The sequence below is a fragment of the Streptomyces showdoensis genome, from assembly GCF_039535475.1.
Taxonomy (GTDB): Bacteria; Actinomycetota; Actinomycetes; order Streptomycetales; family Streptomycetaceae; genus Streptomyces; species Streptomyces showdoensis.
On the sequence record NZ_BAAAXG010000012.1, the window covers coordinates 224254 to 240794 of the forward strand.

Below are 16541 nucleotides of genomic sequence, written 5' to 3' on the forward strand. Positions count from 1 at the left end.
AAGGTGACGGACGGAGCAGTAACTGAGGTCGCACGCGTACTGGTCGCGGCCGACAAGTTCAAGGGTTCGCTCACGGCCGTACAGGTCGCGGAGCGGGTCACGGCCGGCCTGCGACAGGTCGTCCCGGAGCTCGAAGTGGAGACACTGCCCGTCGCGGACGGCGGCGACGGCACCGTCGCGGCCGCGGTCGCGGCCGGGTTCGAGCGCCATGAGGTCACCGTGACCGGGCCGCTCGGCGAGCCCGTCACAGCGGCGTTCGCGCTGCGCGGGACCACGGCGGTGGTGGAGATGGCGGAGGCCTCCGGCCTCCAGCTCCTGCCGGCCGGAGTCTTCGCGCCGCTCACCGCCACGACCTACGGCTCCGGCGAGCTGCTGCGCGCGGCCCTCGACGCCGGTGCCGACACGATCGTCTTCGGCGTGGGCGGCAGCGCCACCACGGACGGCGGCGCCGGCATGCTCGCCGCGCTCGGCGCGGTCTTCCTGGACGCGGACGGCGCCCCGGTCGGCCCCGGCGGCGGCGCCCTCGCGGGCCTGGCCTCCGCCGACCTGTCCGGAGTCGACCCCCGCTTCGCCGCCGTGGACCTGGTCCTCGCCAGCGACGTGGACAACCCGCTGACCGGTCCGAAGGGCTGCGCCGCGGTGTACGGCCCGCAGAAGGGCGCCACCCCGGAGGACGTGGCCGCCCTCGACGCGGCCCTCGCGCACTACGCGCGGATCCTGGAGAAGGCCATCGGCCCCAAGGCCGCCGAGCTGGCCGCCTCCCCGGGCGCCGGCGGCGCCGGCGGCATCGGCTACGGTGCCCTGCTCCTCGACGCGAGCTTCCGTCCCGGCATCGAGCTGATGCTGGAGGTGCTGGGCTTCGCCCCGGCCCTGGAGCGCGCCACCCTCGTCATCACCGGCGAGGGCTCTCTCGACGAGCAGACCCTGCACGGCAAGGCCCCGGCGGGCGTCGCCGCGGCGGCCCGGGCGGCGGGCAAGGAGGTCGTCGCGGTCTGCGGGCGGCTCGCCCTGCCTCCCGAGGCCCTGGGGTCCGCCGGGATCCGGCGCGCCTACCCGCTGACCGACCTGGAGCCGGAGCCCGCGAAGTCCATGGCCGACGCGGGACCGCTCCTGGAACGGGTCGCGGCGAACATCGCACGGGACTTCCTCCGCTAGGCGGCGTCTTCCGGACCGGGCCGGATCAGGAGTCACGGCCCGGCCCCCGGAGCCGCCGGACACGTGTACGTAACACGCACATGTGAAGCTCGGCCGCATGAACGCACGTATCGACAGCATCCGGCCACTGACCGCCGAGGATGTCCTCCAGGAGGCCCCTGACGGGCTCGCGGAGCTCCTGGTGGACGCGGTGGCCGGCGGGGCCTCCATCGGCTTCCTGGCGCCCCTGGACGCCGCGGAGGCCGCCGCCTGGTGGGCCGCGGTGGCCGGCACCCGGGCGGTCTGGGCGGCGTACGGCCCGGAGGGCGAGGTGCTCGGGGCCGTCACCCTGGTCCGGGACGACAAGGCCAACGGGCGGCACCGCGGCGAGATCGCCAGGCTGGTGGTGCACCGCGCGGCCCGCGGCCGGGGCCTCGGGCCGCGGCTCCTGGCCACCGCCGAGGCCCACGCGGCCGCCACCGGGCTCACCCTGCTGGTCCTCGACACCGAGACGGGCAGCCCCGCCGAGCGCCTCTACCGGGCGGCGGGCTGGACCGAGGCGGGCACGATCCCGGACTTCGCCGCCGCCCCGGACGGCACGCTCCGGGCCACCACCCTCTTCTACAAGCGGCTGGGCTGACCTGGAGGCGGCCGAGCCGCGGACGTACGCGGAAGGGCCCCGGACGCTCTCACGTCCGGGGCCCTTCCGTATGTCCTGCGGTCCCGCTACGGCAGCTGCGCCGCCTGCGCCTGCCGCGCCTCCCGGCTCTCACGCCGGTTGTCGCGGAAGGTGTTCACTCGCCGGGCCGTCGCGAAGAGGGGGATCACGGCGCCCAGCACCACCTGCAGTGCGCAGCCGGTCTGGAGCAGGAAGGCTCCGCCCGGTGCGTCGAACGCCCACGCCGCGAGCATCGCCATCGCGCCGACGATCCAGCTGAGCATCGCCACCGCGAGGACGCCCCGCGGCTTCGGGTACTCGACCCGGCTCACCATCAGCCAGGCGACCCCGATGATCGCGAGCAGCGTCGGGATGAACGGCAGCTCCAGCAGGATGATCGACACGACGGTCAGCGCGCCGAAGGGGCTCGGCATGCCCTGGAACATGCCGTCCTTCATCGTCACGCAGGAGAACCGGGCGAGTCTCAGCACCACCGCGAGCAGCACCACGATCGCGGCGAGCGCCGAGACCTTCTGCTGCGCGTCGTCCGCGACCATCCCGTACACGAGCACGAAGTAGGCCGGGGCGAGGCCGAAGCTGATCAGGTCCGACAGGTTGTCGAGCTCGGCGCCCATCGGCGAGCTGCGGAGCTTGCGCGCCACGATGCCGTCGAAGAGGTCGAAGATCGCCGCGGCCAGCATCAGGATCACGGCGGTGGCGGCGCTGTTGCGCGCCATGCCGGTCTCGCTGCTGCCGGTCAGGTGCGGGATGAGGATGCCGGTGGTGGTGAAGTACACCGCCATGAAGCCGCACGTGGCGTTACCGAGCGTGAGGGCGTCCGCTATGGACAGCCTCAGCGACAGCGGCATCTCCTCGGCGTCCTCGGCGGCCTCCGCCTCCGCGTCGGCGACCCAGTCGGCCGCCCGTGTGTCGGGATCAATCACGGTCAATGCGAGTCACCCCCGCGGTCGTGGTCTGTCCGACCTCGACGGCGACCTCGACACCCTCCGGAAGGTAGATGTCGACGCGCGACCCGAAGCGGATCAGACCGATGCGGTCACCCTGCTCGACCTTCGTCCCCTGGGGGATGTACGGCACGATGCGCCGGGCGACGGCACCCGCGATCTGGACCATCTCGATGTCGCCGAGCTCGGTGTCGAAGTGCCAGACAACGCGCTCGTTGTTCTCGCTCTCCTTGTTGAACGCCGGCACGAAGCCGCCGGGGACGTGCTCCACGGACGTCACCGTGCCGGCCAGCGGCGCCCGGTTGACGTGGACGTTCAGCGGGCTCATGAAGATGGCGACGCGGGTGCGCCCGTCCTTCCACGGCATGATGCTCTGCACCACGCCGTCGGCGGGCGAGATGACCCGGCCCTGAGCGATCTCGCGCTCGGGGTCGCGGAAGAACCACAGCATGCCGGCCGCGAGAGCGGTGGTCGGCACGGCGATCGCCGCGGCGCGCTTCGACTTGCGGGAGCGCGCGAGGCTGAGCGCCGCGGTGGCGACGGTCGGCAGAAGCCACGGCGATGCTCCGCGTGCGATGCGAACGCCCTTGCGGCTGTCGCGAGGTGCAGAGGTTTGGCTGTGGGGCATGGATGACCTTCGTAGCGGATGATGCCGCGCTGGCAACAGGGGGACGGCGGCTTTCCGGCGATGCTATCGGTTGCGGGGCGCAACTGGGCAAGCCAGGAACCGAGTCGGCGGCCGGAAGGCGAACACGGGGTGTGATCTTCTTCGCGGCCGAACCGACTCAAAAGCGACAATCAGCCCTGGAATCGGTACTCCTCCAGGAGGCGGCGGCCAATGATCATTTTCTGGATCTCGGCGGTACCTTCACCGATGAGCAGCATCGGGGCCTCGCGGTAGAGGCGCTCGATCTCGTACTCCTTCGAGAACCCGTAGCCACCGTGAATGCGGAACGCATCCTCGACGACCTCCTTGCAGTATTCGGAGGCGAGGTACTTCGCCATCCCCGCTTCGAGGTCGTTTCGTTCCCCGGAGTCCTTTTTGCGTGCTGCGTTCACCATCATCGCATGAGCGGCCTCGACCTTGGTAGCCATCTCGGCCAGCTTGAACTGAATCGCCTGGTGCTGGGCGATCGGCTTACCGAAAGTATGACGCTGCTGGGCATACTGGACGCCGAGTTCGAAAGCACGCTGCGCGACGCCGCAACCACGGGCCGCCACGTTGACGCGGCCGACCTCCACGCCGTCCATCATTTGGTAAAACCCTCGTCCGGTCTCGCCGCCGAGGACCCGATTGGCCGGAATGCGCAGTCCGTCCATGATGAGTTCGGTCGTGTCGACGCCCTTGTAACCCATCTTCTCGATCTTGCCGGGAATGGTGAGTCCGGGCCGGACCTCTCCGAATCCGGGCTCCTTCTCGACGAGGAAGGTCGTCATCGACTTGTGGGGGGCCGTCCCCTCGGGGTGTCCTTCGTCACTTCGGACGAGAACGGCGACCAGCGTTGACGTGCCGCCGTTCGTCAGCCACATCTTCTGGCCGTTGAGGACGTACTCGTCGCCGTCCCTGACCGCCTTGGACGTGATCGCCGACACGTCCGAGCCCAGGCCCGGCTCCGACATCGAGAACGCGCCCCGCGTCTCGCCGGCGGCCATCCGCGGGAGGAAGTAGTCCTTCTGCTCCTGGGTGCCGTGCTGCTTGAGCATGTACGCCACGATGAAGTGGGTGTTGATGATGCCGGAGACCGACATCCAGCCGCGCGCGATCTCCTCCACGCACAGCGCGTAGGTGAGCAGCGACTCACCCAGGCCCCCGTACTCCTCGGGGATCATCAGACCGAAGACGCCGAGCTCCTTGAGCCCGTCGACGATCTGCTGGGGGTACTCGTCACGGTGCTCCAGCTCCGTCGCGACCGGGATGATCTCCTTGTCGACGAAGTCCCGGACGGTGGCGAGGATCTCCTGCTGGACGTCGGTCAGACCGTGGGTCTGGGCGAGTCGCGCCATGACTACTTCCCCTGTTCCTTGAGCTGGGGGCGGCCGGGCTGCTCGCCGCCGCGCGCTTCGATGTACTCGGCGGTCGGGACCATCACCTTGCGGCGGAAGACGCACACCAGGGTGCCGTCCTGCTTGTAGCCCTTGGTCTCGACGTAGACGATGCCCCGGTCGGTCTTCGACTTCGACGGCGTCTTGTCCAGGACGGTCGTCTCGCCGTAGATCGTGTCGCCGTGGAAGGTCGGCGCGACGTGGCGCAGCGACTCGATCTCCAGGTTGGCGATCGCCTTGCCCGAGACGTCCGGGACGGACATGCCGAGCAGCAGCGAGTAGATGTAGTTGCCGACGACGACGTTCCGCTTGAAATCGGTCGTGTTCTCCGCGTAATTCACGTCCATGTGCAGCGGATGGTGGTTCATCGTCAGCAGGCAGAAGAGATGGTCGTCGTACTCGGTGACCGTCTTCCCGGGCCAGTGCTTGTAGACGGCGCCGATCTCGAATTCTTCGTAGGTGCGGCCGAACTGCATGGAACTCAGGCCTCCGGGATCTCGAACTTGGTGGTGCGCTGCATTCCGGCGGCCCGGCCCTTGCCGGAGATGACCAGGGCCATCTTGCGGGAGGCCTCGTCGATCATCTCGTCGCCGAGCATGGCCGAGCCCTTCTTCCCGCCGGCCTCGGACGTGTAGTAGTCGTACGCGTCGAGGATCAGCTCCGCGTGGTCGAAGTCCTCCTGCGCGGGGGAGAAGATCTCGTTCGCCGCGGCGACCTGGTCCGGGTGCAGCACCCACTTGCCGTCGAAGCCGAGGGCGGCGGCGCGCTGGGCGACCGCGCGGTAGCCCTCCTGGTTCCGGATCTGGAGGTACGGGCCGTCGATCGCCTGCAGGTTGTTGGCGCGGGCGGCCATCAGGATGCTCATCAGGATGTGGTGGTACGCGTCCGCCGGGTAGCCGGGCGGCTGCTCGCCGACGACCAGGGACTTCATGTTGATGGAGGCCATGAAGTCGGCCGGGCCGAAGATGATGGTCTCCACGCGCTGCGAGGCCTGGGCGATCGCGTTGACCTGGGTGAGGCCCTGGGCGTTCTCGATCTGCGCCTCGATGCCGATCTTGCCGACCTCGAAGCCCATGGTCTTCTCGATCTGGGTGAGCAGCAGGTCGAGCGCGACGATCTGCTCGGCGTTCTGGACCTTCGGCAGCATGATGCAGTCGAGGTTCTGGCCGGCGCCCTCGACGACCGTGACGACGTCCCGGTAGGTCCAGTGGGTCGTCCAGTCGTTGACGCGCACGACCCGGGTCTTGCCGGTCCAGTCGCCCTCGTTGAGGAACTTCACGATGGTGTGCCGGGCCTCGGGCTTGGCCAGCGGCGCGCAGGCGTCCTCCAGGTCGAGGAAGACCTGGTCGGCCGCGAGCCCCTGGGCCTTCTCCAGGAAGCGCGGGTTCGAGCCGGGCACCGCGAGGCAGGAGCGACGGGGGCGCAGCCGGTTCACGGGCGTGCTGGTCATGCGGGAACCTCCAGGGGGTCGAGCTTGTTCGCTTTCCGGATCTCGTCGACGATACGGCCGATGATCCCGGTGATACCGAAGTCCTTCGGGGTGAAGACGGCGGCCACTCCCGCGGCCCTGAGCTCCTCGGCGTCGGCGTTCGGGATGATCCCGCCGACGACCACCGGGATGTCGGCCGCGCCGGCCACCTTGAGGCGGTCCAGGACGTCCGGCACGAGCTGGGCGTGCGAGCCGGAGAGGATCGACAGGCCGACGGCGTGCACGTCCTCCTCCAGGGCCGCGTCCACGATCTGCTCCGGGGTGAGCCGGATGCCCTGGTAGACCACCTCGAAGCCGGCGTCGCGGGCCCGCACGGCGATCTGCTCGGCGCCGTTGGAGTGCCCGTCCAGGCCCGGCTTGCCGACCAGGAAGCGCAGCTTGCCGACGCCCATGTCCTCGGCCGTGCGGTCCACCTTGCGGCGCACCTCGGCCAGCGGGGAGCCCGCCTCGGCCGGGACGGCCACCGGGGCGGAGGAGACGCCGGTCGGGGCCCGGAACTCGCCGAAGACCTCGCGCAGCGCCCCGGACCACTCGCCCGTGGTGACGCCGGCCCTGGCGCACTCCAGGGTCGCCTCCATCAGGTTCCCGGTGCCCTTCGCGGCCTCCTTGAGCTGCTCCAGGGCCTGCTGGGTGGTGGGGAAGACGAAGGGGTCGCCGTTGCCCTGCCGGTCCGTGGACTCCTGGCGCTCGGCGCGCCAGCGGCCGAGGGCGGCCACGACCCGGGCCTCGACGGCCGGGTCGACCGTCTGGATCGCGGTGTCCAGGTCGGAGGTGAGCGGGTTGGGCTCGGTCGTCTCGAAGATGTTGACGCCGATGATCTTCTCCTCGCCCGACTCGATGCGGGCGCGCCGCTCGGCGTGCGAGGAGACCAGCTGGGCCTTGAGGTAGCCGGACTCGACGGCGGCCATGGCGCCGCCCATCTCCTGGATCCGCTCGATCTCGGCCAGGCACTCGGCGACCAGGGACTCCACCTTGGCCTCGATGACGTGCGAGCCGGCGAAGATGTCCTCGTACTCCAGCAGGTCGGACTCGTGGGCGAGGACCTGCTGGATGCGCAGCGACCACTGCTGGTCCCAGGGGCGCGGCAGGCCGAGCGCCTCGTTCCAGGCGGGCAGCTGCACCGCGCGGGCGCGGGCGTCCTTGGAGAGGGTGACGGCCAGCATCTCCAGGACGATGCGCTGGACGTTGTTCTCCGGCTGGGCCTCGGTCAGGCCCAGCGAGTTGACCTGCACGCCGTAGCGGAAGCGGCGCTGCTTGGCGTCCTCGATGCCGTACCGCTCGCGGGTGATTGTGTCCCAGATGCGGCCGAAGGCGCGCATCTTGCACATCTCCTCGATGAACCGGACCCCGGCGTTGACGAAGAAGGAGATGCGGGCGACGACCTCGCCGAACCGCTCCTCGGGGACCTGCCCCGAGTCGCGGACGGCGTCGAGGACGGCGATCGCCGTGGACATCGCGTACGCGATCTCCTGGACCGGAGTGGCTCCCGCCTCCTGCAGGTGGTAGCTGCAGATGTTGATCGGGTTCCACTTCGGGATGTGGTTGACCGTGTAGCAGATCATGTCCGTCGTGAGGCGGAGCGAGGGGCCGGGCGGGAAGACGTGCGTCCCGCGCGACAGGTACTCCTTCACGATGTCGTTCTGGGTGGTGCCCTGGAGCTTGGTGATGTCCGCGCCCTGCTCCTCCGCCACCACCTGGTAGAGCGCCAGCAGCCACATCGCGGTGGCGTTGATGGTCATCGAGGTGTTCATCTGCTCCAGGGGGATGTCCTGGAACAGCCGCCGCATGTCACCGAGGTGCGAGACGGGCACCCCGACCCGGCCGACCTCGCCGCGGGCGAGGATGTGGTCGGGGTCGTAGCCGGTCTGCGTGGGCAGGTCGAACGCGACCGAGAGGCCGGTCTGGCCCTTGGCGAGGTTCCGCCGGTAGAGCTCGTTCGACGCCTCGGCGGTCGAGTGGCCGGCGTAGGTCCGCATGAGCCACGGCCGGTCCTTCTGACGCTCTGTCATCTGTGGTCCCGGGGTCAGATGTTACGGAAGCGGTTGATGGCGTCGAGGTGCTCGGCACGCATCTCCGGGTCGCGGACGCCGAGGCCCTCCTCCGGGGCGAGGGCGAGGACGCCGACCTTGCCCTGGTGCAGGTTGCGGTGGACGTCGTACGCGGCCTGGCCGGTCTCCTCCAGGGAGTAGACCTTGGAGAGGGTCGGGTGGATCTTGCCCTTGGCGATCAGGCGGTTGGCCTCCCACGCCTCGCGGTAGTTGGCGAAGTGCGAGCCGATGATCCGCTTCAGCGACATCCACAGGTAGCGGTTGTCGTACTGGTGCATGTAGCCCGAGGTGGAGGCGCAGGTGGTGATGGTGCCGCCCTTGCGGGTGACGTAGACCGAGGCGCCGAAGGTCTCGCGGCCCGGGTGCTCGAAGACGATGTCGATGTCCTCGCCGCCGGTCAGCTCGCGGATCTTGGAGCCGAAGCGCTTCCACTCGCGCGGGTCCTGGGTGTTCTCGTCCTTCCAGAACTTGTAGCCCTCGGCGTTGCGGTCGATCACCGCGTCGGCGCCCATGGACCGGCAGATGTCGGCCTTCTCGGGGGAGGAGACGACACAGATCGGGTTGGCGCCGCCGGCCAGCGCGAACTGCGTGGCGTACGAGCCGAGTCCGCCGCTCGCGCCCCAGATGAGGACGTTGTCGCCCTGCTTCATGCCGGCGCCGTTGCGGGAGACCAGCTGGCGGTACGCGGTGGAGTTGACCAGGCCGGGGGCCGCCGCCTCCTCCCAGCTGAGGTGGCCGGGCTTCGGCATCAGCTGGTTGGACTTGACCAGCGCGATCTCGGCGAGGCCGCCGAAGTTGGTCTCGAAGCCCCAGATGCGCTGCTCGGGGTCGAGCATCGTGTCGTTGTGGCCGTCCGAGGACTCCAGCTCGACGCTCAGGCAGTGCGCGACGACCTCGTCGCCGGGCTTCCAGGAGTTGACGCCCGGGCCGGTGCGCAGGACGACGCCCGCGAGGTCGGAGCCGATGACGTGGTACGGCAGGTCGTGGCGCTTGGTGAGCTCGGACAGGCGGCCGTAGCGCTCCAGGAAGCCGAAGGTCGAGACGGGCTCGAAGATCGAGGTCCAGACCGAGTTGTAGTTGACCGAGCTGGCCATGACCGCGACCAGGGCCTCGCCCGGACCGAGCTCCGGGAGGGCGACGTCGTCGAGGTGGAGCGACTTGCGCGGGTCCTTGTCGCGGCTCGCGAGCCCGGCGAACATCTCGGCCTCGTCCTTGTGGACGGTGACGGCGCGGTACGACTCGGGGAGCTTGATGTTGGCGAAGTCGGCCGACGTGGAGTCGGGCGACTGGATCGCGTCCAGGATGTCCTTCACGGGATGCCTCCGGCGGTGCGGCGTCCGATGCGGGACGCGCTGAGGGTTACGTCGGGGTGTGCTGCTGTGGAGGTGTGCCGTCGGTTCGGCTCGGTGGTGCGGTGGCGGCGCCGGGTGGGGCGCGAGGGTGCCTGTGACGCAGGCGTCCGGGCGCACCGAGCGGGATCGCCGGTGGGGACAGCCGGCGAGCGAGGAGTTCCTCTGCGCGCCGGCCGCCCGGACAACATCAACGTATGGCACGCCGTGTCACCTGACAAGGCACTGCGTGCCAACAATTTCACTCAGATGCAATCTGGTGCTCACGGATGAGCGATGATCGATCGAAAGCCGGGCTGAGCTGCGCAAACGCGACATGGGCCGCCCCCGGAAAACCGGGAACGGCCCATGCCTGAGGGTGCCGAAGGGGCCCCGAGGGGCCCGCGAGGGGCGCTCAGCCCTGCTTGAGTGCCTTCTGGATCGTCCGCATGACCTCGTCGAGCGGTGCGTCCGTCCGGGCGACCGCGATGACCACGTCACCCGCCGCCGAGGCGGTCGCGACGGGTGCCGGCTCGGCGGACGGGGAGGCCGCCTGCGTCCCCGCGGGCGTCGCCGGACGGCCCGCGCCTATGCCCGTGCCGAAGGTCTCCCGCACGATCGCGAAGGCGTGGTCGAGCTGCGTCTCGACGTCGCCCTGGCCGCCCGCCCGCAGCCACCGCCGCAGCACGTGGTTGTGGGCGGTGACCACCGCGGAGGCGGCCACCTCGGCGAGCAGCGGGTCGTCGTTGCCGTCGTGGTGGTCGCGCTCGTCGAAGTGCCCCAGCAGATAGCGCGTGAACAGGCGCTCGTACCGGGCCACCGACGCGATCTCGCGCTCCCGCAGGGTCGGCACCTCGCGGGTGAGCCGGTAGCGCTCCACGGAGACCGCGGGCGAACCGGCGTACATCTTCATGACTTCCTTGATGCCCCGGCACACCGTGTCCAGCGGGTGCTCGTGCGGCGGGGCCGCGTTCAGGACCGCCTCGGCGCGCACCAGGGTGTCGTCGTGGTCCGGGAAGATCGCCTCTTCCTTGGAGCGGAAGTGCCGGAAGAAGGTCCGCCGGGCCACCCCGGCCGCCGCGGCGATCTCGTCGACCGTGGTGGCCTCGTACCCCTTGGTCGCGAAGAGCTCCATGGCCGCGGCCGCGAGCTCCCGGCGCATCTTGAGCCGCTGTGCGGCGGCTCGGGTCCCCGCCGCGCTCTCCTGAGCGTCGGGCGTGGACGTGGCACGGGGTGTCTTCGCGACCTTGGACATGTCCCGAACGTACTGCATCGGAGCGGGAGTGTGCCCAGGTGGGGGAGGGGCGCCGGCCCCGGCACCCGGGGTGCCCGAGGGGCTCAGCAGCCCTCCCCACTGCCCGTACGGCTCGGTGTGGGCCTCAGCGGCGGGCATATTCGCGGAAGCCGCGCCCGGTCTTGCGGCCCAGGCAGCCCGCGGCCACCAGGTGCTCCAGGAGCGGGGCGGGGGCGAGGCCCGGGTCGCGGAACTCGCGGTGCAGCACCTGCTCGATGGCGAGCGAGACGTCGAGGCCGACCACGTCGAGGAGCTCGAAGGGCCCCATCGGGTAGCCGCCGCCCAGCTTCATCGCGGCGTCGATGTCGTCCAGGGTCGCGTAGTGCTCCTGGACCATCTTGATCGCGTTGTTCAGGTAGGGGAAGAGCAGCGCGTTCACGATGAAGCCGGCCCGGTCGCCGCAGTCCACCGGGTGCTTGCGGATCTTCGCGGTGACCTCGCGGACGGTGGCGTGGACGTCGTCGGCGGTCAGGACCGTACGGACGATCTCCACCAGCTTCATCGCGGGCGCCGGGTTGAAGAAGTGCATCCCGATGACGTCCTGCGGGCGGCTCGTCGCCTTCGCGCAGGCGACGACCGGCAGCGAGGAGGTGGTGGTGGCGAGCACCGCGCCCGGCTTGCAGATCTTGTCCAGGCGGGCGAACAGCTCCTGCTTGACCGCCAGGTCCTCGGCGACCGCCTCGACCGCCAGGTCGACCTCGGCGAAGGCGTCCACCGAGCCGGCCGGGACGATCCGGGCCAGCGTCTCGTCGCGCGCCTCGCCCGTCATCCGGCCCTTGTCCACGGAGCGGGCCAGGGACTTGGCGATCCGGGCCTTCGCGGTGTCCGCCTTCTCCTGCGAGCGGGCGGCCAGGACCACCTCGTAGCCGGCCTTGGCGAAGACCTCGGCGATGCCGGAGGCCATGGTGCCGGAGCCGGCGACGCCCACCGAGCGGACCTCGCGGCCCTCGCCCGCGGCGGCGGCGTCGCCCGGGGTCAGCGCGTCCGGGACCACCTCGGCCGAGCCGGGCGCCGCGTAGCTGTAGAAGCCGCGGCCCGCCTTGCGGCCGGTCAGGCCCGCCTCGCTGAGCTGCTTGAGGATCGGGGCGGGGGCGTGCAGCCGGTCCTGCGAGGAGGCGTACATGGCCTCCAGGACGGTACGGGCGGTGTCGACGCCGATCAGGTCGAGCAGCGCCAGCGGCCCCATCGGCAGACCGCAGCCGAACCGCATGGCCGCGTCGATGTCCTCCCGGGAGGCGTACTTGGACTCGTACATCGCGGCGGCCTGGTTCAGGTAGCCGAAGAGCAGTCCGTCGGCGACGAAGCCGGGCCGGTCGCCGACCGCGACGGGCTCCTTGCCGAGCTCCTGCGCGAAGACGGTGACGGCGTCGACCGCCTGCGGGGAGGTCAGCACCGAGGAGACCACCTCGACCAGCTTCATCGCCTGGACCGGGGTGAAGAAGTGCAGGCCGAGGACCCGCTCCGGGTGGGCGGAGTCGGCCGCGAGCCGGGTCACGGAGAGCGCGTTGGTGCCGGTGGCGAGGATCGCGTCGGGGCGGACGATGCCGTCCAGGGCCCGGAACACCTCCTGCTTCGTCTCGTACGACTCGGGCACGACCTCGATGACGAGGTCGGCGTCGGCCGCCGCGTGCAGGTCCGAGTACGTGCGGAAGCGGGCCAGGACGTCCTGCCGCTCCTCCTCGGTGATCCGGCCGCGCTCCACCGCGCGGGCGGTGGAGGCTTCCAGGGCGGCGACGGCCTTGGCGGAGGCGTTCTCGCTGATGTCGATGCCGATGACCTCGCGGCCGGCCCGGGCGAGGACGTCGGCGATGCCGGTGCCCATGGTGCCGAGGCCGACGACGGCGATGGTGGAGAGAGGGGTGTCCATCAGGGGACTCCTGGGAGGAAGAGTGACGACTGAAGGCAGTGCGCGGAGAAGGGGCGCGAGAAAAGGGCGACGGACCCTGTCCCGGAGTCACGTCGAAACTGCCGAACCGAAAGACCACACACAACGGCTGCGTCACCAGGCCGTTGTGAAAGCGCGGGGGGTGGCCCGCTCACCTGAGACTAACTGCCCGGTAACGAGCGCACCAGTCCTCGGAAGTTGAGGAAAGTGTGATCTGGGTCGCGGATAGGCTGCGGAATATGAATTTCGCTGCGGACCCCGAATTCTGCTCGATGATCGATCGTTTGCGTGAAGAGATCGAGAATGGGGACGGGGAAGTCCCCGCCGCATTCGAAGAACTCGCCGGGCCAGTGGCGGCGGAGGAACTGCACCGCGCCCTCACCGCCCCCGGACAGCCGCTGTGGGCCCGCGAGATCGCCGCCTTCCGGCTCGGCCTCGCGGGGGACCCGAGGTCTTTCGAGGCGCTGGTCCTCCTCCTCAACCACCGCGACCCCGAGCGCTGCGTCTCCGCCGCCTACGCGCTGGCCCGGCTCGGCGACCCGCGCACCGCCCGGGCCGCCGCGGCGCTCGCCACCAACGAACTGCGCGTCGGTTACGCCCTGTCGCCGGTCCGCCTGCTCGCCGAACTGCGCGCCCCGGAGAGCGTGCCCGCCCTCGTCGCGGTCCTGGAGCGGCGGCTGGCGGCCGGCGACCCGCACTGGCGGGTCGGGCTCGCGTGTGTCGAGGGGCTCGGCTCGCTCGCCGACGGCCGCGCGCGCGGGGTCCTGGAGGCGGCGCTGCCGCACCCGCGGTTCGGGGGAGCGGCGCGGGAGGCGCTGGGGCGGCTCGACGGGTAGCGCGGCGGCGAAGGGGCTGCGCGCACTTGACAGTTCTCATTAGAGTGTCGGATGTCGTCCACTCTCATGTGTTCTGTCAGGCCGAGGAAGCGGAGGCGCGCCATGCCCCTTCTGAGCACCGCCGGTCCGGCGGTCAGCGCCCACCGGGTGCGGCGGATGATCGGCGCCGCCCTCGCCGACGGTCCCGTCCCCCCGCCCGAGGAGCTCGCCCGGCGACTGGCCGTCAGTCCGCAGACCCTGCGCCGCCGGCTGGCCGCCGAGGGGACCACGTACCGGCTGCTGCGCGACCAGGCCCGGCGCGACCACGCCCTCGCCGCGCTCGCCCGCGGCCCGCAGTCGATCGAGGGCCTCTCGCGGCGGCTCGGCTTCTCCGAACCCAGCGCGTTCCACCGGGCGTTCCGACGCTGGACGGGAGTGACCCCGGGGGCCTACCAGCGGCACGGGGGCTGAGGGGCGGGGGGAGTGGTGAGGCTGAGCCCTGATGCTGAGTCGTGAGGCTGAGCGCGGTGGGGTCGAGGGGTGGGGCCGGCGGTCGGGCTGAGCGGCGAGGCTGAGCGGTACGGTCACGGCGGGCGGCCGCCGGGCCGTCCTACCGTCCCGGCCATGGAAGCGATCCCCCGGCCCCGCCGGCTCCCCCGGGCGGCGGCGGCCGTCCTCGGCTGCCTGGTCGTGCTCCTCCTGCTCGCGGGCGTCGCGGTGACGGTGCTGAGCGTGCGGGTCGAGGGGGCCAGCATGACCCCCACCCTCCACGACGGCGACCGGCTCCTCCCCGTGCCCGGCTCGGCGGGCGAGGTGCGCCGCTTCGACGTGGTCCTGCTGCGCTCGCGCCACCAGGACGCCCTGCTCGTGAAGCGGGTGATCGCGGTGCCGGGCGACCGGATCGCGATCGTGTCCACCGCGGACGAACCCTTCCGCGTCCTGCTCCAGGAGCACGGCGCCGGGCCCGTCCGCCGGGTGACGGCCCCTCAGTGGGCCGACCGGGCCCGGCGCACCGGCAACTGCTGCGGGCCGGACGGCACCCGCTCGGCGCGGCCCGCGCTGCGGACCGTACCGGCGGGCTTCTTCTTCTACCTCGGGGACAACCCGGACCTCTCCGACGACTCCCGCACCTACGGCTGGGGCGAGATCGCCCGGGTCGAGGGGCGGGTGGGGCTGAGCGGCGGTCCGCTGCCGACCTCGTCGCGGCTGGGCGGCCGGCCGGCCCTGGAGGAGGACCACCGGGGGGTGCGGCCGTGAGGGGCGGGGTGCCTCCCTGACTCGTGTCCGGAAGGGAGCGCCGGGCGGGACGTTCCGGATGCGAGCTAGGAGGCGGGGACCGGGTCCCCGGGGCTGCGCGCGATCCGCAGGAAGGTGTCCGCCACGCGGCGGGCCGACTCCTCGGGCGAGCCCGCGGCCTGGACCATGTGGCTGGCGGTCAGGCGCACGGCGGCGTCGACCGCCAGGTCCCGCGCGACCGGGTCGACGGCCGGCCAGGCCTCGGCCACGTAGGCGTCGGCCATCGCCGTGGCGGTGGCGAAGGCCGAGGTGGAGCGGGTGGTCAGATAGGGGAGCAGTCCGTCGTCCCCGGCGCTGGTGAGCGCCGCCTTCACCAGCGGGTTGCGGGCGGCGAGCGTCAGGGTGAAGCAGACGGCGGCCGACACGGCCGCCCGCAGGTCGTCCCGGTGCTCGTCGAGGGCTGCCTGGACGCCGACCAGGCAGCGTTCCAGCTCGCGTTGGAGCAGCGCCCGGCCGACCGCCTCCTTGGACGGGAACTCCGAGTACAGCGTCTGCCGGCTCACGCCCACGGCGGCGGCCACGTGCGCCATGCGCAGCTTCTCGAAGCCCCGCTCGGTGACGAGCTCGTACGCGGCGTCCAACAGGCGCTCGCGCAGCAGCGTGCGCACCGTCTCCCTGAACCTGGCCATCGGCCCAGCCTAGTCCAGCAGGAATTCAGGTCGAGAGTGTCCAGACTGTTGACACATCCTCTAATACTGTCCAATTCTCGAACGAGTGGCCACGCACTGTCACATCCCCTCGACACCACGACAGTTGGAGAAGGCACATGACCGAAGAGACGAGACGGACGGCTCCGGAGCCGCGCGGCGTCACCCGCTGGCGCAGGTCCGTGTTCCTGGCCCTGCCGGCCGGTGCGGCCGTCGCCGGGATGGCCACGGCCATGGTGCAGGGCGCGCTCGCCGCGAACCTCTCGCTGACCAGCGTCCCCTTCACCCTCAGCTCCCGGACGGTCGCCGCGCCCACGGGCATCGGCGCCGTCATGCACACCGTCGACGCGGGCGGACCCAAGGGCGCGGCCGAGGTCGGCATCGCCCAGGCCGGCCTCGACGGGCTCTGCGTCCACGCCACCCAGTCCGTCAACCTGCCGGTGATCGGGAGCCTCGGCACCTGGTCGCTGAACATCTCCTCGCCGGCCGCGGCGACCCCGCTCACCTCCGACCAGCTCGCCGGGGGCGAGGGCCTCCAGGCGCGCAAGCTCATCCTCGACGCCCAGGCCCTCAAGACCTCCAAGGCCACCCTCACCGCGAGCGACGCCACGCCCAACGTGATCGGCGCCGCCGCCGACGGCAACGGCATCAAGGGGAGCGGCATCAACGACGGCACCCCGGGCCAGTTCGGCCTCGACGCCACCGGCGGCCGCACCACGATCGAGGGCCTCAAGGCCGACGCCAACGGCGCGACCATCGCGGGCGCGATCACCCTGCCGGACCTCACCATCGGCATCGCCCACGGCACCACCAGCTGCTGACCGGAGCCACCCGCACCACGAACCCCCCACCGGTCCGGGGCGCCGCACGGGACGCGGCGCCCCGGACCACCCGCCCTCCCCGGCTCCCCGGACCACCCCGTACGCACCCATCGACCGC

Annotated in this window: 16 protein-coding genes; 6 read left to right on the top strand and 10 right to left on the bottom strand. The window is 71.2% G+C overall.

All coding sequences use genetic code 11. The features are described 5' to 3' along the window. Window positions 1-3: 3 nt before the first annotated feature. Window positions 4-1155, top strand: a complete 1152-nt coding sequence (locus tag ABD981_RS07730) for a glycerate kinase (protein ID WP_046910695.1) — start codon at window positions 4-6, stop codon at window positions 1153-1155. A 97-nt stretch (window positions 1156-1252) separates the two neighbouring features. After that, the gene (locus ABD981_RS07735; protein ID WP_046910726.1) at window positions 1253-1774 is read left to right on the top strand and encodes a GNAT family N-acetyltransferase; all 522 of its coding nucleotides are present in this window, start codon (window positions 1253-1255) and stop codon (window positions 1772-1774) included. 86 nt (window positions 1775-1860) lie between these two features. On the opposite strand, the gene pssA is transcribed toward ABD981_RS07735, so the two are convergent. The 9 genes from pssA to ABD981_RS07780 all read right to left on the bottom strand — a co-directional run bounded on the left by pssA (window position 1861) and on the right by ABD981_RS07780 (window position 12826). Continuing rightward, window positions 1861-2736, bottom strand: coding sequence for a CDP-diacylglycerol--serine O-phosphatidyltransferase (gene pssA / locus ABD981_RS07740; protein ID WP_046910696.1), 876 nt, complete (start codon window positions 2734-2736; stop codon window positions 1861-1863). After that, window positions 2729-3385 carry a phosphatidylserine decarboxylase gene (locus tag ABD981_RS07745; protein ID WP_046910697.1) on the bottom strand — a complete coding sequence of 219 codons (657 nt, stop codon included), beginning with the start codon at window positions 3383-3385 and terminating at the stop codon, window positions 2729-2731. Before ABD981_RS07745 ends, pssA begins: the two co-directional genes overlap by 8 nt. A gap of 170 nt (window positions 3386-3555) precedes the next feature. Further along, window positions 3556-4761, bottom strand: a complete 1206-nt coding sequence (locus ABD981_RS07750) for an acyl-CoA dehydrogenase family protein (RefSeq protein WP_046910698.1) — start codon at window positions 4759-4761, stop codon at window positions 3556-3558. A 2-nt stretch (window positions 4762-4763) separates the two neighbouring features. Beyond that, the gene (locus ABD981_RS07755) at window positions 4764-5276 is read right to left on the bottom strand and encodes a MaoC family dehydratase (RefSeq protein ID WP_046910699.1); all 513 of its coding nucleotides are present in this window, start codon (window positions 5274-5276) and stop codon (window positions 4764-4766) included. A gap of 5 nt (window positions 5277-5281) precedes the next feature. Then, complete coding sequence (locus ABD981_RS07760) at window positions 5282-6250, bottom strand: HpcH/HpaI aldolase/citrate lyase family protein (RefSeq protein WP_046910700.1); 969 nt, start codon at window positions 6248-6250, stop codon at window positions 5282-5284. Further along, window positions 6247-8298, bottom strand: coding sequence for a protein meaA (locus tag ABD981_RS07765; RefSeq protein ID WP_046910701.1), 2052 nt, complete (start codon window positions 8296-8298; stop codon window positions 6247-6249). Before ABD981_RS07765 ends, ABD981_RS07760 begins: the two co-directional genes overlap by 4 nt. Window positions 8299-8312: 14 nt before the next feature. Continuing rightward, a complete protein-coding gene (gene ccrA, locus ABD981_RS07770) occupies window positions 8313-9650 on the bottom strand; it encodes a crotonyl-CoA carboxylase/reductase (RefSeq protein WP_046910702.1) in 1338 nt (445 codons plus the stop codon). Window positions 9651-10080: 430 nt separating this feature from the next. Further along, window positions 10081-10920 (bottom strand): TetR family transcriptional regulator, encoded by an 840-nt coding sequence (locus ABD981_RS07775; RefSeq protein WP_240495408.1) that lies wholly within the window; start codon window positions 10918-10920, stop codon window positions 10081-10083. Between the two features lie 124 nt (window positions 10921-11044). Then, on the bottom strand, window positions 11045-12826 hold the full coding sequence (locus ABD981_RS07780) for a 3-hydroxyacyl-CoA dehydrogenase family protein (RefSeq protein ID WP_046910704.1): 1782 nt from the start codon (window positions 12824-12826) through the stop codon (window positions 11045-11047). A gap of 257 nt (window positions 12827-13083) precedes the next feature. Here ABD981_RS07780 and ABD981_RS07785 point away from each other — a divergent pair, with 257 nt between their 5' ends. The 3 genes from ABD981_RS07785 (at window position 13084) to lepB (ending at window position 14916) form a co-directional block, all read left to right on the top strand. Next, window positions 13084-13680: a HEAT repeat domain-containing protein gene (locus ABD981_RS07785; RefSeq protein ID WP_046910705.1), complete on the top strand. Its 597-nt coding sequence runs from the start codon at window positions 13084-13086 to the stop codon at window positions 13678-13680. A 102-nt stretch (window positions 13681-13782) separates the two neighbouring features. After that, window positions 13783-14130, top strand: a complete 348-nt coding sequence (locus ABD981_RS07790) for a helix-turn-helix domain-containing protein (protein ID WP_338058651.1) — start codon at window positions 13783-13785, stop codon at window positions 14128-14130. A gap of 153 nt (window positions 14131-14283) precedes the next feature. After that, window positions 14284-14916, top strand: a complete 633-nt coding sequence (gene lepB, locus ABD981_RS07795; protein ID WP_046910706.1) for a signal peptidase I — start codon at window positions 14284-14286, stop codon at window positions 14914-14916. A 65-nt stretch (window positions 14917-14981) separates the two neighbouring features. On the opposite strand, the gene ABD981_RS07800 is transcribed toward lepB, so the two are convergent. Next, entirely contained in the window at window positions 14982-15584 is a 603-nt protein-coding gene (locus tag ABD981_RS07800) for a TetR/AcrR family transcriptional regulator (protein ID WP_046910707.1), read from the bottom strand. 137 nt (window positions 15585-15721) lie between these two features. Here ABD981_RS07800 and ABD981_RS07805 point away from each other — a divergent pair, with 137 nt between their 5' ends. Then, window positions 15722-16423, top strand: a complete 702-nt coding sequence (locus ABD981_RS07805; protein ID WP_240495409.1) for a DUF6230 family protein — start codon at window positions 15722-15724, stop codon at window positions 16421-16423. Window positions 16424-16541: the final 118 nt, after the last annotated feature.

Excerpts from the sequence above, each read along its gene's own strand:
- ABD981_RS07735 (WP_046910726.1), top strand. The coding sequence starts at position 1,253 with ATGAACGCACGTATCGACAGCATCCGGCCACTGACCGCCGAGGATGTC.
- ABD981_RS07745 (WP_046910697.1), bottom strand. The coding sequence starts at position 3,385 with ATGCCCCACAGCCAAACCTCTGCACCTCGCGACAGCCGCAAGGGCGTT.
- ABD981_RS07750 (WP_046910698.1), bottom strand. The coding sequence starts at position 4,761 with ATGGCGCGACTCGCCCAGACCCACGGTCTGACCGACGTCCAGCAGGAG.
- ABD981_RS07755 (WP_046910699.1), bottom strand. The coding sequence starts at position 5,276 with ATGCAGTTCGGCCGCACCTACGAAGAATTCGAGATCGGCGCCGTCTAC.
- ABD981_RS07760 (WP_046910700.1), bottom strand. The coding sequence starts at position 6,250 with ATGACCAGCACGCCCGTGAACCGGCTGCGCCCCCGTCGCTCCTGCCTC.
- ABD981_RS07765 (WP_046910701.1), bottom strand. The coding sequence starts at position 8,298 with ATGACAGAGCGTCAGAAGGACCGGCCGTGGCTCATGCGGACCTACGCC.
- ABD981_RS07775 (WP_240495408.1), bottom strand. The coding sequence starts at position 10,920 with ATGTCCAAGGTCGCGAAGACACCCCGTGCCACGTCCACGCCCGACGCT.
- ABD981_RS07780 (WP_046910704.1), bottom strand. The coding sequence starts at position 12,826 with ATGGACACCCCTCTCTCCACCATCGCCGTCGTCGGCCTCGGCACCATG.
- ABD981_RS07785 (WP_046910705.1), top strand. The coding sequence starts at position 13,084 with ATGAATTTCGCTGCGGACCCCGAATTCTGCTCGATGATCGATCGTTTG.
- ABD981_RS07790 (WP_338058651.1), top strand. The coding sequence starts at position 13,783 with ATGCCCCTTCTGAGCACCGCCGGTCCGGCGGTCAGCGCCCACCGGGTG.
- lepB (WP_046910706.1), top strand. The coding sequence starts at position 14,284 with ATGGAAGCGATCCCCCGGCCCCGCCGGCTCCCCCGGGCGGCGGCGGCC.
- ABD981_RS07800 (WP_046910707.1), bottom strand. The coding sequence starts at position 15,584 with ATGGCCAGGTTCAGGGAGACGGTGCGCACGCTGCTGCGCGAGCGCCTG.
- ABD981_RS07805 (WP_240495409.1), top strand. The coding sequence starts at position 15,722 with ATGACCGAAGAGACGAGACGGACGGCTCCGGAGCCGCGCGGCGTCACC.